The following is a 13,802-nucleotide window of genomic DNA, read 5'->3' on the forward strand; positions in this document are numbered from 1 at the left end:
CACTGGTCTGCATGGCGACTACGCCACCAGACACGCGCTCGGCGAGCCCATTACCAGCGACAACGCATCAGAGATCACTAAGTACGGCTGGAGTACTAAGGACACCACCGCTACCTGCTGGGACTGGACGGCTTCCAGATCTGGGAACGTGACGACACCCCGATCAGGTGCGAGCCACGTCATGAGACCAGTGGGATCTTGAAAGGCGAACTCGGCGCTGTCGGCTCGGACCTTCGCCCCGCGGTGGAAGATGAGTTGCAGCCGATCACCCGGCCGGAGCCGGAAGGTCACCCGGTCCTCTCCGTCATAGCGGAAGCTTGGGGCGTTCCATTTCACATGCTCGGAAATGTCCGTGTTCGACGCTAAAATCGCCGATCTCAGCTGTTCAACACCCGCCTTCAACGGGTGATCGAGGGCCGTTATGAAGCGGTCAACCTCGCCAGATTTGTTTTGCACCTGCCGCTCCTCCCATACAACGCCAAAGAGCATAATGCCGCATGCAGCGACTGCTGACGGCAGCGCTGACAGCAACCAGGGACGATCCTGGCGCGTTCTATCTCGGAGATGTATGCGGGATGATTAAAGTCCGGAGAGGTGCTTCCGCCCTGGTCAGAGGCCCTGCCACTGCTTCGAACGCGGTCTTCTTGAAAACCGCTAGACCGGGTGACCGGTCTCGTGGGTTCAAACCCCAAGCTTTCAGCCTGCTGCTGTTTGGAGCGCGGTGCTCTTCACCAGGGCGTCGAGTGTCCGTCCCGCCTCTGCATCGATGTCCAAGCGAGTTGCAAGCAGTCATCGTAAGGCTGGATGTCACAGGGGCCGGTAGGCCTGTCGTGGGCCGTGTGGTCCCCGATCCCGCGTCCACGTGACAGGAATGGACATGACCGCGTCGGAGCACGAGTCGTATGTGCCCAGAAGGCTTTCCGACCCCGCAGACGATCCACCACGCGAAGAGCCGCAAGGCTGCCGCCGGATCCCCGCGATACTCATCACAGTCGTGATCGTTGTCCTGATCGCCCTGGTGGGGATCACCTTTTGGAAGAAGCCCGTAGCCAGTGGTGACAACCGGTCGGCCGCTCAGTGCGTGGACACGAGCTCACGTCAGGCTGACGGCACCCATCGGATCGTCGACCGCCGCAAGTGCGAGAGCGATGAGGCCCAACGCGGCCAGTACCGCTGGCAGAGCCAGGGCAAGACCTCCGACTCCGGCCGGGACCGCAGCGTGCTACGCCGAATCGGCGATTTCATCGGTTACCTGTTCGGCGGAGACGGTAAGCGCCGTTGAACCTCGTCGGTTCGTGACCGCCGCCGGAAGAGCCGCATCAAGGCTGTTCTGACAAGCGCGAACCTCAGGGAAATATGGCAGGTGCCAGGGCGTCCAAAGAGGCGGACAGCGGGTGGGAATGCCCTAGCAGAGTTTCCAGAGCGCCGCGGTGGCGTCGTCGTGGGCCTTGGCCCAAGGCCACCGGGAGCCGTCCGGATCGTCGTGCTCGGCCTCTCGCTCATCGCAGACGACCAGTGGCTCGGCCGTGTCGAGCACGTCCAGCACGAGGACGGAGTCGGCCAGGACGAGGTGGTCCAGCGCGCCGGCTGTCCGGCGGAGCATGACCACGGTGGCCGAGGGGGAATCGGGATGGATGAGGTCGCAGACGAAGTCGTGCAGGGAGGTCACCGTCTTGATGGCTTCGGCCAGGATCTCTGTCAGCGCCTTGTCGCCCTGGACCAGGGCGGTGATGAGGGCTCTGAGCGGCGAGGGACCGGCACACTGTGACGTTCCGGCCAGAGCACGCGGACGGGTGAGACCGCAGAGTCTCATCTGGTGTGGCCGGTAAATCTTTCCTGCCATTCGGGCAGGTCTGTCAGCCGGTTGCCACGCAGGTCGAGCTCGGTCAGGCCGGTGAGGTTCCCTAACGACTCGGGCAAGGTGGCCAGCTCGTTGTTGGCCAGGTCGAGTTTCGCGAGGGCGATAAGACCCGCCAACGACTCGGGTAAAGCAGCCAGCCGGTTATCGCGCAGGTCGAGCCGGAGCAGGGCCGTAAGGTTTCCCAGCGACTCGGGCAGGGCGGTCAGCCGGTTGCGGCGCAGGTTGAGTTCGGTCAGTGCGGTGAGGTTCCCCAGGGACTCGGGGAGGGCTGCCAGTTGATTGTTGTACAGGTTAAGCCGGGGGAGATTGATGAGTTTCCCCAACGACTCGGGCAGGGCGGTCAGCCGGTTGTGGCGCAGGTTGAGTTTGGTCAGTGCGGTGAGGTTTCCCAGTGACTCGGGTAAGGCGGTCAGCCAGTTTTTGTGTAGGTCGAGTTTGGTGAGGGCGGTGAGGTTTCCCAGTGACCCGGGTAAGGCGGTCAGTTCGTTGTTGCGTAGGTCGAGTTGGGTGAGAGTGGTGAGGTTTCCCAGTGACTCGGGCAGGGCGGTCAGCCGGTTGTGGCGTAGGTCGAGTTTGGTCAGCGCGGAGAGATCTCCCAGCCATTCCGGCAACGCCTCCGGGCCGCGAAAGGACAGATCGAGCGTGGTCAGCGCGGTGAGGTTCCTCAGCGACTCGGGCAGGACGGCCGTCTGGTTACCGCGCAGGCTGAGCGTGGTGAGAGCGGGGAGGTTCCCCAGCCACTCAGGAAACCTCTCCAGGCGGAGGTGTGACAGATTGAGCGTGGTCAGCGCGGTGAGGTTCCTCAATGACTCGGGCAGAACGCTCAGCCGGTTGTGACTCAGGTCGAGCTTGGTCAGGTGAGTGAAGTCGCCGAGCAACTCGGGCAACGCCTCCAGGCCGAGATTGGACAGGTAGAGGCTCGTCGATCCGTTCCGTAGGCGCTTGCGGATCCGTGCGATGGCAATCGCCTGTCCTGCCTCGGACCACGTCATGATCTTCCTTTCATCATCGCTCGCGCCTGGGCTCGTCCTCCTGTCCCGCCGTTCTTCGGCCCGTTCCCTCGGTGCCGCTTCCGTCAGGAGCACTGTCGACGAGGTTAAAGACCGAGACTGGAGACCAACTTGTAGATCAGTGGTGGGTGATCGCGTTCCGGAATTCCTCGGCCGGCGCGGAGGTGGGTCGGGCCAGGCAGTAGACCGCCGCTTTGGCTTGCCGCTCTCACCATCGCGATGTCCAGCTCCATGAGCGTCGATCCGGGGCAAAAGACCACCCGCTCTCGCGTTCAGGTTCATTTCCGGCGCCGACATGCCGAGGTCAGGTGACACCTCGTGTGGGCGACCGCTCGTGCCCATGCCGTACATCGGTGACGGCACGGCGGCCCGGACCGAGGAAGGGAGGCCGCCGTGCCCGCTCAGAAGCGGCCGATAGTGGCCGAGGTGAAGGTGAGGGCCCAGCGGTGCAGGAGCGCGGTCGTCTCGGCCTCGCGCATCTGGGCTTTCAGTCCCTCGACGGTCCGGTCGCACAGCAGCAGCGGCTCGGGGGTGGGCCAGGTGGCGATGGCATGGAGGAGACGGCTCCCGGTGCCGTAGAGCACGGCCCATCCTGGCTGGGTGATCTGCAGCATGACGGCTTCGGAGCGGGCCTCGTGGTCCCAGGTGTAGCGCGGGAGCGGGGCGCGAGGCGACGCGCGGTGCCAGGCCGGAGCGATCGGGTGAGGCCGGACCTGGGCGGGATCGCCGGACGCAGGCGGCAGGGCATCCGCTGAGGTAACGACGCCGGTAGGACGGTCTGGGCCTGCCTGGAGCAGCGTTGGGCGGGTACCAACGATGGCACTGTTTCCGCCGAGCCTCACGTGGCGCGCCGTACCCGTACCGCGAAGTTGCTCCTCCGGAGCGGTACGGGCCCAGGCCTGCCGCGGATCGCACCATTGACTTACAAGCGGGTTTCCAGTGGCTCTTGATTTGATCCTGGAGTACGAATTGTTGGAGGGAGAATCATGAGGACCCTTGTCAGGCGAGTGGCCGCCGTCGCAGCTACCACGACCGTGGCGTTGATGATTGTTGGCTCCGCGACCACGGGTGTCGCTCAGGCCCAGCCACGCGACCTTGATTGGTACCCGTGCACCATCGACGGTAAGCGGATGATGTGCTCCGACGGCCCGTTCTGATTCTCATCAGAATGGTTGCCCAGGCGGCAGTGATGAGTGTCCTCTCGTCGTCCGGAAGATGACAGGACGCAGTTGAGAACGCCTTCGGTCACACACACCGAAGCCCCATCCCTTGAGGAAGGAATGGGGCTTCGGCCTTCAAGGCGGGGGACCTGGAAGCCACAGTTCCACGGACGCCGCCGCATCGTTTCGTTATGGCCAAGCCGGAGTGTCGCACCAGGATGACCGTGACCCGAGAAGGGCTTGTCATTCACGATCTGGCAATGGTATCGCTCTTCACCGTATCGCCGAAAAGGCTTACTTTTGAATAACCTGCTCCAGCACCTCTCACGTTCTGTCGCCTCTTCCCTGGCACGCCAGTTCGCCCTGATCGATCTGCTTGGCGACCGCCATTGGGCTGTGGATACCGGTGCGGGAACTATCACGTTCGGCGAAGACTTCAGATTCCCGATCCAGTTTCTGGGGACGGAAGGCTACCGCGATCAGACCTGGCTCTGGGCGTGGGCCAACACGCAGAGCAATCTCCCGCCCAACCTTCTGCGCGCCGCCAACTGGTTGCAGGAGTATGGGCGGCAGCAGCACATCCCGGAATTGACCGAGGCGACGCTGCCTCTCGACCAGGTCGACGGGCACCTGCTCGCCCTGCTGTCGGCAACTCTGACCGGGCTCTGCTACTACCGTGGCCCCTACCAGGGCGGGGCCGCTTTCCTCCTCCTGGAGACCGTGCCGGATTCGGTGCTGATGCCCGCACAGCCCGAACGCGTCGTCTCTGTCCTGGCCCAGGCCATTTCGATGTACGAACTCGACCATCGAACGCTGGTCGAGAGCTTCCTGACTCAGCAGGGCTGGCATGTTGAAACAACGGCGACGGTCATTGCCGGTCAGCACCCTGGCGGATCAGACCTGCGCGTGGAGTTCGATGGCCAGGGGCGGATCAGTGACATGCAGAGCACGCTTAAGCCCGGCTGAGCTCGTACCGGCTTGCCGATGTCAACGTCGGCGCAGGCGGCGGCCATCCAGCCCCCCGGGCGGTCGGTACGAAACTTCTACTCGCCTGAGGCCGGGGACGTCTCCCGTCTGATCCAGTCGAGGTAGTCGGTGTTGCCGACCGTCAGGGGGACCGCGACGATCTGCGGCACCTCGTAGGAGTGCGACTCCCGCACCTGGCGGGCGAGGTCCTCGAACCGCTCCACGGTGGTCTTCATCAGCAACAGCAACTCCTCGGAGCGCTGGATCTCGCCCTCCCACCAGTAGACGGACTCGATCGGCGCGATGATCTGGCAGTCGGCGGCCAGTCGCCGGCCCACCACCGCCGAACAGATCCGCTCCGCCTCCTCGCGGCTGCTGCTGGTGACACGAACCTCGACACAGTCCGAAGCGTTCTCGACCATGCCAACACCCTGCCGAATCATCCCCATGGGCATCAAGAGCGGCACTCCGCGCTCACCTGTCCGCCGCCCGAGGCCCAGGCCCAGATACCGGGTCCGACCCCGAACCTCGAATCGGAAGATCAGCAGGTCAGGAGGGCGAATTCAGGGAGCCGTCCACGAGGTCCGAGGGATCGGGGGCTGCCGACGGGTCGAACAGCCTGGGCAGCTCGCCCGTGGCCAGCATCTTCAGCACCAGGGTCACCGGCCCGTCCTGCTTGATCTTCAGTGTGGCCCGCAGCACCGCACCGTCCCCGGAGCCGACCTCGTCGTGCGCGATGTCCTCGACGAGGTCGGACAGCGGCATGCCGGACTGCGTCACGGCCTTCGTGGTGAACTTCCCGGTGAAGGTCTCCTTCACCTTGGTCCCACGGGGCAGCACGCACACGACGTTGACCGCCTGGTCGGTCGTGGCCGCGGGGCGGCGCAGGCCCACGCCGTACAGCGCCACGGCCGTCGGCGCAGGCGGTGCCGTGACCGCGGCGGCGACCACGTCGCCCAGACACTCGGCGATCGCGGCGTGATCGGGGTCGGCTGCCAGGGAGGGGCTGCCGCCCAGGGCACTTGCCACCGGATCGGCCGAGGCTCCGGACACCAGCACCGAATCGGTCACCACCACCTGGTTGAGCCGGTTGAGCAGGCCGAGCTCGCTGGTCAGCACGCTGTCCGGGTCGATCGCCCCATCGGCGGCCAGCGTCAGCCCCTGCTGTCCACCGATCGTGCGCGGCTTCGCCCCCAGGGCGGTCAGCTTGGTACGGATGGCCGCTGCGTCCTGCTTGCCTTCGATACGGATCGCGGTATTCGGCGGGTTACCCAAGGAGACGGCCCGGACGGCTCCGTAGACGTCGATTCCGGTCTTCTCGGGGAGCAGCCGTGCGCTGCTGCCGAGCGCGCCGAAGCCGAAGCCGATCGCCGGCAACCAGCGTCCCTCCTTCTTCTCCGGGCCGCTCGCGGTGACCACGCCCAGCTCGCGCCAGTGCGTCATCTCTCCGTACTCCAGGTATTCGGCGGCCGGTCCGCCGGCTGACAACGCTTTCATCATCTCGCGCAGTCCGCCGGACTCCTCGACACCGGTGGCCGGGGGCCTGGCACCCGGGGTGGCCGGGGCCGGGTCATCCGCTCCGCCGCAACCCGCCATGACCAGGCCTGACATCGCAAGAAACAACCCGAGCCCACGCACGTTCGGAACCTTAGCCATTGACCGCCCCGGCCGCCGTGAGCAGGAGGGTCACTGCTCTTCTCATGATCTCGTTCCTTCAGGTTTGTGAACGAGATCATTGTCCGGGAGCCCACTGGTATTTCGATGAGAGATCGCTGCAACCGCCGCATTGCAAGTGTGTGACAAGTGGCGGCTGGCAAGCTGGATGATGGATATTCAGGGAGGGGGCCTATGTTTGGGATTGTTCGCCCATGCCGGCACGGGATGTGCGGTGGGCTGTTCAAGGAGTGGATGGCGCACCTGTGCGGGCTCTGCCTGGCCCTCAGGGATGAGCACGGGCATGCCTCCCGGCTGGTGACCAACTACGACGGTCTGCTGGTGTCCGTGCTCACCGAGGCGCAGGCACCGGCCTCCTCCCCGCACCGGCGTGCGGCGGCCTGCGCTCTGCGCGGGTTCAAGGGCGCCGACGTCGTCGAGGCCGAGGGGGTACGGCTGGCGGCCTCGGTCTCGCTGATCCTGGCCGCGGGCAAGGTCAGGGACCACGTCGAGGACGGCGACGGCATCTACGCCCGCCGGTTGGTGGCGGCCGGCGCGGGGCGGGTGGCCGCCCGCTGGTCGGCCGCCGGATCGGGTACGGCCTCCGCCCTCGGATTCGATCCCGCCCCGCTTCTCGTCGCGGTCGAGGAGCAGACCCGGCTGGAGCGCCTGCCGAACCCGAGCCTGCTCCAGCTCACCGCCCCCACCGAGGCCGCGGTCGCCGCCGCCTTCGGGCACACCGCCGTACTGGCCGGCAAGCCGCACAACCGGGAGACGCTGGAGGAGGCCGGGCGCTACTTCGGCCGTCTGGCGCACCTGCTGGACGCCGTCGAGGACCTGGCCCGCGACCGCGACCGCGGTGCCTACAACCCGCTCGTCGCCTCGGGTACCGATCTGGCCGTCGCGCGGCGGCACTGCGACGACGCCGTGCACGGATTGCGCCTCGCGGTGGCCGAGCTGGACCTGGAGCGACGCCGTCTGGTCAACGCGCTACTGGTCAGGGAGACCGGCCGCACCACCGGCCGGATCTTCGGCGAGGCCGAGCAGGAGAGTCCCGAGGCGCCCCCGCGTGATCCGCGGCTGAAGCCGGACCCCGGCGGGCTGCTGTCGCTGCTGTGCATGTCGGCGGCCTGCTGCACCTGCGGGTTGTACCGGCCGCCGTGGGACGAGGACCGCTACAAATCGTGCGGTGAGCGCTGCGACGCCGGCGGCTGCGACGGCTGCGGGCAGTGCTGCGATGGGTGCTCGGGTTGCTGCGACTGTTGCTCCGGTTGTTCCGACTGCAACTGCAACTGCAACTGCGACTGTTAGTGCTTCGTTCATTTCTCGTCGGGCTTGTCGACCTTACCCATTACGAGTCCGTCGCTGTGTGCCGGTCGTCGTGGTCGTGGTCCCGGCGCAACCTGCTCACCGCGTCGGCTTCAGCTCAGCGGGCGGCGTCGCCCCCATGGCCGTGAAGAGTTCGGCGAGCAGTCGGTCGAGGTGCTGACCGACTTCGGCGATGGCGGGATTGTCGTAGGTGGAGAACAGCGTGCTGGGCTGGTCGACGGCCAGCCGGGTGCGTTCCTCGGCGTCGGCGTAGATGACGGTGCGCAGGGGTGCATGGAGCATGACCGACGGGTCGTGGTGGAACATGCGCTCGGCGATGGTGTGGTTGCCCATCAGGTACTCGGTGCATTTCCAGCCGGATGGCGATCCGGCCATCATGGCGGTAACGTCGGATTTCCAGTAGATCATGAAGCCGTGTGGCGCGTTGGTCGCGGCGAGTTCAAGGGCGGCCTCCCAGTTGGGGAGTTGCTCGAACCGGGCGATGTCGACGACCGGTGCCAGCTCTTCGTAGCGGCGTACGGCTTCGTCGTAGCGTTGCGGGAGCGGGACGTCGAGCCGGCGCACCTGGTGGGCGACGACGCGGGTGTCTATCGAGGTCACAGCGGATCATCTCCTCGGGCTCTGCCCGCTACCTGCGGACCCGAGTAACAGGTTGTCCATGTCGAGCGTGCTGAGACCAGCAGGCTCGCCGGATGTCGTATCCGTCACCCGCTCCGGCCCCACGGCCCTGGTCGTCATCAACGGCCACGGCGGCGACTACGTGTTGAGCGATGTCGTCCAGCGCACCATGACGCTCTTTCCCCTTCAAGGTCGCCGGTGGAATCATCTCTGGTCACCAGTGCGCCCACCTTTTGGCAGAGCGCCTTTGCGCATGCCCATGAGCAGAGAGCGTGCTTTCCGAGTCTTCTAAGCTCTGAACCTATGGCGACCACGCATACCTACGACATCAAGGTCGAGTGGACGGGCAACCTCGGAGCAGGCACGGGCGGTTACCGGTCCTTCAGTCGTGATCACGAGGTGTCGGCGGACAATAAGGCCGCGATCGCCGCCTCCTCGGATCCCGCCTTCCGCGGCGACCCCGCGCGCTGGAACCCCGAGGAGTTGCTCGTGGCCTCCGTCGCTCAGTGCCACATGCTGTGGTACCTCCACCTCTGTGCCGTCGGCGGGGTCATCGTCACCGAATACGAGGACCACGCCCATGGGGTTATGACGATGGACGAGAGCGGTGGCGGAGGCCAGATCACCGAGGTTGTCCTGCGTCCCGGGGTGACGGTCGCCGACGTGTCGATGGTGGAGAAGGCCCGCTCGCTGCACGACGACGTACACGCGGTGTGCTTCATCGCCCGCTCGGTGAAATTCCCCATCACCCCCATGCCGGTAATTCGGGTCCAGGAGAGATAAGCGTGGTTCTGGACCTTGACGAGCCGACCGGCACCCCTCCGCGAACTTACCCGGAGCAGCACCGGGATTCGGGATTGGGACTGCTCGGGCGGCTTCATCAGGCTCAGGGAGCGGGCGGACAGGAAGATCAAGCCGGATGCACGCTGTCAGGCCGGCCACGGAGCAGGCAGAAGGGGTGGCCGGCCGGGTCGGCGTAGATGTGCCAGCCGCGGGTGCCGTCGCCGGCGTCCAGCAATGTGGCGCCGAGTTGAAGGACCTGCTGCCGGGCTTGGTCGAGGTCCGCGACGTCGATGTCCAGATGGAACTGCTGCGGGTGGGCCGGGTCCGGCCAGCGCGGTGGTCGGTACTCGTCCACGCCCTGGAACGCGAGGACGAGACCTGAGCCGGTGTGCAGGGTCGCCCAGGCGTCGTCGAGCCCCCATCGGGGATCGGGCCGGTTGACTGTGCCGCCGAGGAGCGACTGGTAGAAGCGCGCCAGAGCAAGGGCGTCGGGGCAGTCCAACACCACGCACTGCAGGTTGCCGATCATGTTCTCCCCTTTCGGAATGTTGCCTCCACGAGGCTAAGACGCCCGAAGTGCTCCGTTTGATCGTTGCCGGGCGTCCGGAGATGAGCAGCTCGGGCCGGTTCGCTTCTCGTGGGGCGGACCATCGGCGGCTCCCGGCAAGCTGGTCAAAGACCCCGCAGGGGAAGCAGTTCGTCCTCCATGGCGAGGTGACCCGACCGCGGGTGGCCCGGTTCCCGTTGAGCCTCATGTGCACGTGGTACCGGGCTGGTCAGGGGCGGCCGAGAACCTCTCCGGCGAGATGCCGGGTGGGTGAGCCGCCTACCGGAAGCGGGAGACGAAGCGGCGTTGCCATGGTGTCTCGACGGCGCGGCGGGCGTAATGCTGCCGGACGTAGGCGACCGCTTCGTGGCCCGGTACCCCGTCCAGTACGGCGAGGCAGGCCAGTGCGGTGCCGGTCCGGCCGTATCCACCACCGCAGGCGATCTCGACGCGCTCGGCTTCGGCGCGTACCCATGCCTCGCGTAACGCGTCGCCGGCCGCCGTACGGTCGGACGGCAACCAGAAGTCGGGCCAGCGGAGCCACCGGGTCTCCCAGGTGACGGGGGGTGGCTCATGGCCCAGCAGGTAGAGCGCGAAGGTGGGCGCGGGACCTTCCGGGAGCGGCCGGCGCAACCCCCGGCCGCGGACGAGCCGACCGGAGGGCAGTCGCAGCACGCCCGCCATCGTGGGCTCCCACATAGCGATCACGGTACGAGCCTAGGTCAGTGTGCTGACCGGAAGCGCTCGCCGTACCGGTGCACTTCCTCGGCCAGGCAGGTCGCAGTTCGGTCGTGTCCCAGCGGCATGGACGCCCCGCCGAGCCGCGGCATCGGGAATGTCACGCGGGATCCCGAGCTCATGAGCGGGGAAGGCCGTCGTCTGGAACGCTGGGGCGACTCACTCGCCCGAGCCCCGGCGCCTCGGTGCGCGCGTGATGACGGGTGACGGCCAGGAAGTACGCGGCGAAGGCGTACGCGGGGCCGTAGATGAACGGCGGGATGCCGACTCCCGTGCCGTTCCGGTAGCAGGAGTAGCTCTCGGTGAGGTCGGTGAGGTCGGTCGCCGGGCGGTGTGCCATGCTGCCGGCGACGCGGCCTGAACGGGGCTGCAGGCTCGGTCCCTACTGGGCCGAGAAGCTGATGCAGGTTTCCATATTTGGAGTCGACGCATGAGAACTCATGCTGGACCTCATCTGGTCGAGCGAGCTGGGCGGTGACCCGGCGGCACCTCGGGTGCGTCAGCGGTCTTTCGGCTACCGGCAAGAGGATGGTGCACCAGTGAGCCAGTCCGGCAAGGTCCTCTACGTCATCGTGTGTGCCGCGGGCGGCGCCGGTGACGTGGGACGTCTCGTCGCCCTCGCCCAGGACGCGGGCTGGGCCGTCCAGATCGTCGCCACCCCGTCCGCGCTGGACTTCATCGACGTCCCCGCCCTGGAACGGCAGACCGGCCGCCCCGTCCGTAGCCGCTACCGCAAGCCGGACGAGCCCAAGCCGCCGAGGGCCGATGCGATCATCGTCGCTCCCGCGACGTACAACACGATCAACAAGTTCGCCCAGGGGATCGCCGACACCTACGCCCTCGGCCTCCTCGCCGAAGCCCCCGGGCTCGGTATCCCCGTGGTCGTACTGCCCTTCGTCAACGGCGGCCTCGCCTCCCGCGAGCCGTTCCGCCGGAGCGTCGAAAGCCTTCGGGCCGAGGGCGTCCCGGTCCTGCTCGGCTCCGGTAGGTCCGAGCCGGACATGGCCGCCGCCGGAGGCGGGGAAACGGAGAGCCATCCCTGGGTCCTTGCCCTCGAAGCCCTCGTAGCCCTCGAAGAAGCCGGGCGGCGCCGTCGCGAGTGAAGTGCGCGAGACCACGGAAGCGGCGGTTCCGGAGGGCGGCCGACCGTGGATCGCCGCCTGAAAACGATCACGCCCGGGGATCCGGCGCCGTGTGCCGTGTCGATTCCTGGGCGCCATCACGTACCCGCGATCATCGCGGGCCGCGGTATGCGCGGTGCGAACCGCCATTGATTTTCGTGGTCCCCGGTCCGCTTCAGGCATTCTTCGAGCGGTCCACTCATATACGACGGGGCTTCCCCTAGAATGATCATCGGAAAGAGGTGATGATCTGGAGGGGTTGGGAAGAGAGCGGTTCGGTGTGGTGGTCGATCCCGGTCTGTCCCCGGAGATCGCGGGTCTGCTCCGTGCGAATCCATCGCTGCTGGCGCGCATACGAGCAGGTTGGAGGCCACCGGAAGAACCACAGAAAAAATCCGCGGCCCCCCTGGCCGTTGGCGGCATGCTCGCCGCGGTCGGCCTTTTGGCGGCGCTTTCCCTTGGATGGGGAGCCATGGCCGGAATCCCGCTGTTCATCGTGCTCGTGTGGTTTCTTTCCGCCGCGATCAGGGCCGCGGGGGAGGTCGAGGAGAGCGTTACTCCGGAGCGGGAACTGTACGGTCTCGCGCACCGCCACCGGGATTCCTATTTTCTCTTCGACGACTTCGACGCCGACGCGAGGCGCCTGCTCGCCCGGACACGGGCGGCGGTCGGTTCCGTCCTGCGATCACGCGTCAACACCGAGGGACTGCTCGACGTCGCGCGGAACGCCGTCATGCTGCCGCCGCAGGAATGGGAGATCGCGCGCCTACTGGCCAAGCTCTCCTCCCTCCGTGGAGAGCATCGCGATCTCATGCGTGGCGGGGTCACCCGGGAGGTGGCAGCCGCTGTGAAACCGCTGGAGCGAGCGCTCGCCGGCAGCGAGGGCGCCGTCATCGCGAAGGTGGAGGCGCTCGAACGGTACGCGGCTCACGTCGCCGACGCCGAACGTGCCTACCGGGCCCGCGACCAGATCGAGGCGCTGGTGGAGCGGCTGCCCCGTTATGAGGAACTGCTCGCCGAGTCCGGTGCCGACGCTCTGAGCATGCCGGAGATCGGACATCTCACGGGTGAGGCCGACGAGCTGGAGCAGGCGTTGCGTGCGAGCATCGATTCGGCGCACGAGCTCTTCCTCCATCTGGACGGTCCGGAACAGTCCGGATGAAGGTCACCTGCGGGTCCTGCCATGAACGGGCGTGAGAAAGGCGCCCCTGGTCGGCTCATTTGACGGCCATCGGCGCCGATCCGTGTTTAGCGGAACCACACATAAAAGATTTATCCCATATCGTCCGCTTGCTCCATGGATTCCATGATATCGGCGATCATGCGAATTGCCATGGTTTCGTCGTTGGTTAGATGGTTGATGTAGTCGGCCAGCAGGACGAGGGTCGCTTCCAGAGCGTTCATCTCGGCTTCGGTCCAGGGCCCGTACTGCTTGCGCCAGAGCGTCGGGCTCAGGCCGATGGCGCTGGCGGTCAGCATGCCCGCCATGGCGGGGATGGCCTCGGGCCTGACGCTTACCGTCATCTTGCGCATGCTGCCGATGACGTAGGGAACCACGGATTCGACCACGTCACGGTCCTGCTCCTCGTGGGCCTGGCGCAGCCACTCCATGTACAGGTAGACGAGCGTGCAGGCGCCGTCGAGCACGTCACTGGCGTCTTTGCTGGAGAAGGATCCGAAGAAGTCGTCGATCAGCTCTCGCTGCTTGGGATCGGCCTGCGAGACGCCCTCGCGGATACGGGTGAGAAGCGAGTCGACGTAGAGCAGCGCAGTCCCTACATCACCAACCGGGGCATATTCCGGGTCAAAGGAAGACAGCATCGCTACCTCACTTGGGGGCTTGATATCCGGCCTGCCATACCGGGCAGTTGTGGCAACGTCTCTGTCGAAAAGTACTCCCTTAGGAAGCGCCACAAGGCGGATATTCGCGCAACCGGGCAAGGGAGGATCAGGGCAGAATCCTGAAAACCTGATGATTTCCTAATCCTCCGGCGCCGGAGATCTTCCAGGTCGGCC

General features: G+C 66.2%; 17 protein-coding genes. 6 read left to right on the forward strand and 11 right to left on the reverse strand.

The genetic code is table 11. The features are described from left to right. Positions 1-18: 18 nt before the first annotated feature. Positions 19-531, reverse strand: a complete 513-nt coding sequence (locus ABZU75_RS26850; protein WP_355559664.1) for a DUF1801 domain-containing protein — start codon at positions 529-531, stop codon at positions 19-21. A gap of 346 nt (positions 532-877) precedes the next feature. Here ABZU75_RS26850 and ABZU75_RS26855 point away from each other — a divergent pair, with 346 nt between their 5' ends. Further along, positions 878-1,282 carry a hypothetical protein gene (locus ABZU75_RS26855; protein ID WP_355559666.1) on the forward strand — a complete coding sequence of 135 codons (405 nt, stop codon included), beginning with the start codon at positions 878-880 and terminating at the stop codon, positions 1,280-1,282. 123 nt (positions 1,283-1,405) lie between these two features. On the opposite strand, the gene ABZU75_RS26860 is transcribed toward ABZU75_RS26855, so the two are convergent. From ABZU75_RS26860 to ABZU75_RS26870, 3 genes are all read right to left on the reverse strand, one after another. Beyond that, entirely contained in the window at positions 1,406-1,843 is a 438-nt protein-coding gene (locus tag ABZU75_RS26860; protein WP_355559669.1) for a hypothetical protein, read from the reverse strand. Beyond that, positions 1,810-2,853, reverse strand: coding sequence for a leucine-rich repeat domain-containing protein (locus ABZU75_RS26865; RefSeq protein ID WP_355559672.1), 1,044 nt, complete (start codon positions 2,851-2,853; stop codon positions 1,810-1,812). Before ABZU75_RS26865 ends, ABZU75_RS26860 begins: the two co-directional genes overlap by 34 nt. 419 nt (positions 2,854-3,272) lie before the next feature. Then, entirely contained in the window at positions 3,273-3,485 is a 213-nt protein-coding gene (locus ABZU75_RS26870; RefSeq protein WP_355559675.1) for a hypothetical protein, read from the reverse strand. Positions 3,486-4,271: 786 nt separating this feature from the next. Between ABZU75_RS26870 and ABZU75_RS26875 the strand changes: the two genes are divergently transcribed. After that, a complete protein-coding gene (locus ABZU75_RS26875; protein ID WP_355559678.1) occupies positions 4,272-4,997 on the forward strand; it encodes a DUF6882 domain-containing protein in 726 nt (241 codons plus the stop codon). A 77-nt stretch (positions 4,998-5,074) separates the two neighbouring features. Here the strand turns inward: ABZU75_RS26875 and cutA are convergent, their stop codons facing one another. Together cutA and ABZU75_RS26885 are read right to left on the reverse strand one after the other, a co-directional pair. Beyond that, positions 5,075-5,419 carry a divalent-cation tolerance protein CutA gene (gene cutA / locus ABZU75_RS26880; RefSeq protein WP_355559680.1) on the reverse strand — a complete coding sequence of 115 codons (345 nt, stop codon included), beginning with the start codon at positions 5,417-5,419 and terminating at the stop codon, positions 5,075-5,077. Between the two features lie 127 nt (positions 5,420-5,546). Beyond that, complete coding sequence (locus ABZU75_RS26885; protein ID WP_355559683.1) at positions 5,547-6,608, reverse strand: hypothetical protein; 1,062 nt, start codon at positions 6,606-6,608, stop codon at positions 5,547-5,549. Positions 6,609-6,845: 237 nt separating this feature from the next. Here ABZU75_RS26885 and ABZU75_RS26890 point away from each other — a divergent pair, with 237 nt between their 5' ends. Beyond that, positions 6,846-7,961, forward strand: a complete 1,116-nt coding sequence (locus ABZU75_RS26890; RefSeq protein WP_355559686.1) for a DUF5685 family protein — start codon at positions 6,846-6,848, stop codon at positions 7,959-7,961. Between the two features lie 96 nt (positions 7,962-8,057). On the opposite strand, the gene ABZU75_RS26895 is transcribed toward ABZU75_RS26890, so the two are convergent. Then, positions 8,058-8,579 (reverse strand): DUF302 domain-containing protein, encoded by a 522-nt coding sequence (locus ABZU75_RS26895; protein WP_355559689.1) that lies wholly within the window; start codon positions 8,577-8,579, stop codon positions 8,058-8,060. A 321-nt stretch (positions 8,580-8,900) separates the two neighbouring features. Here ABZU75_RS26895 and ABZU75_RS26900 point away from each other — a divergent pair, with 321 nt between their 5' ends. Next, on the forward strand, positions 8,901-9,380 hold the full coding sequence (locus tag ABZU75_RS26900; protein WP_355559692.1) for an OsmC family protein: 480 nt from the start codon (positions 8,901-8,903) through the stop codon (positions 9,378-9,380). A 127-nt stretch (positions 9,381-9,507) separates the two neighbouring features. On the opposite strand, the gene ABZU75_RS26905 is transcribed toward ABZU75_RS26900, so the two are convergent. The 3 genes from ABZU75_RS26905 to ABZU75_RS26915 all read right to left on the reverse strand — a co-directional run bounded on the left by ABZU75_RS26905 (position 9,508) and on the right by ABZU75_RS26915 (position 11,005). Then, positions 9,508-9,909 carry a VOC family protein gene (locus tag ABZU75_RS26905; RefSeq protein WP_355559694.1) on the reverse strand — a complete coding sequence of 134 codons (402 nt, stop codon included), beginning with the start codon at positions 9,907-9,909 and terminating at the stop codon, positions 9,508-9,510. A 297-nt stretch (positions 9,910-10,206) separates the two neighbouring features. Beyond that, positions 10,207-10,626 (reverse strand): protein phosphatase, encoded by a 420-nt coding sequence (locus tag ABZU75_RS26910; protein ID WP_350959841.1) that lies wholly within the window; start codon positions 10,624-10,626, stop codon positions 10,207-10,209. Between the two features lie 157 nt (positions 10,627-10,783). Further along, entirely contained in the window at positions 10,784-11,005 is a 222-nt protein-coding gene (locus ABZU75_RS26915; RefSeq protein ID WP_355559697.1) for a hypothetical protein, read from the reverse strand. Between the two features lie 199 nt (positions 11,006-11,204). Between ABZU75_RS26915 and ABZU75_RS26920 the strand changes: the two genes are divergently transcribed. Further along, positions 11,205-11,768 carry a flavoprotein gene (locus ABZU75_RS26920; RefSeq protein ID WP_355559700.1) on the forward strand — a complete coding sequence of 188 codons (564 nt, stop codon included), beginning with the start codon at positions 11,205-11,207 and terminating at the stop codon, positions 11,766-11,768. Positions 11,769-12,258: 490 nt separating this feature from the next. Next, entirely contained in the window at positions 12,259-12,948 is a 690-nt protein-coding gene (locus ABZU75_RS26925; protein WP_355559703.1) for a hypothetical protein, read from the forward strand. A 110-nt stretch (positions 12,949-13,058) separates the two neighbouring features. Here the strand turns inward: ABZU75_RS26925 and ABZU75_RS26930 are convergent, their stop codons facing one another. Next, positions 13,059-13,607: a hypothetical protein gene (locus ABZU75_RS26930; RefSeq protein WP_355559706.1), complete on the reverse strand. Its 549-nt coding sequence runs from the start codon at positions 13,605-13,607 to the stop codon at positions 13,059-13,061. Between the last annotated feature and the right edge of the window lie 195 nt (positions 13,608-13,802).

It is taken from the genome of Streptosporangium sp. NPDC005286 (genome assembly GCF_040607515.1).
GTDB lineage: Bacteria > Actinomycetota > Actinomycetes > Streptosporangiales > Streptosporangiaceae > Streptosporangium.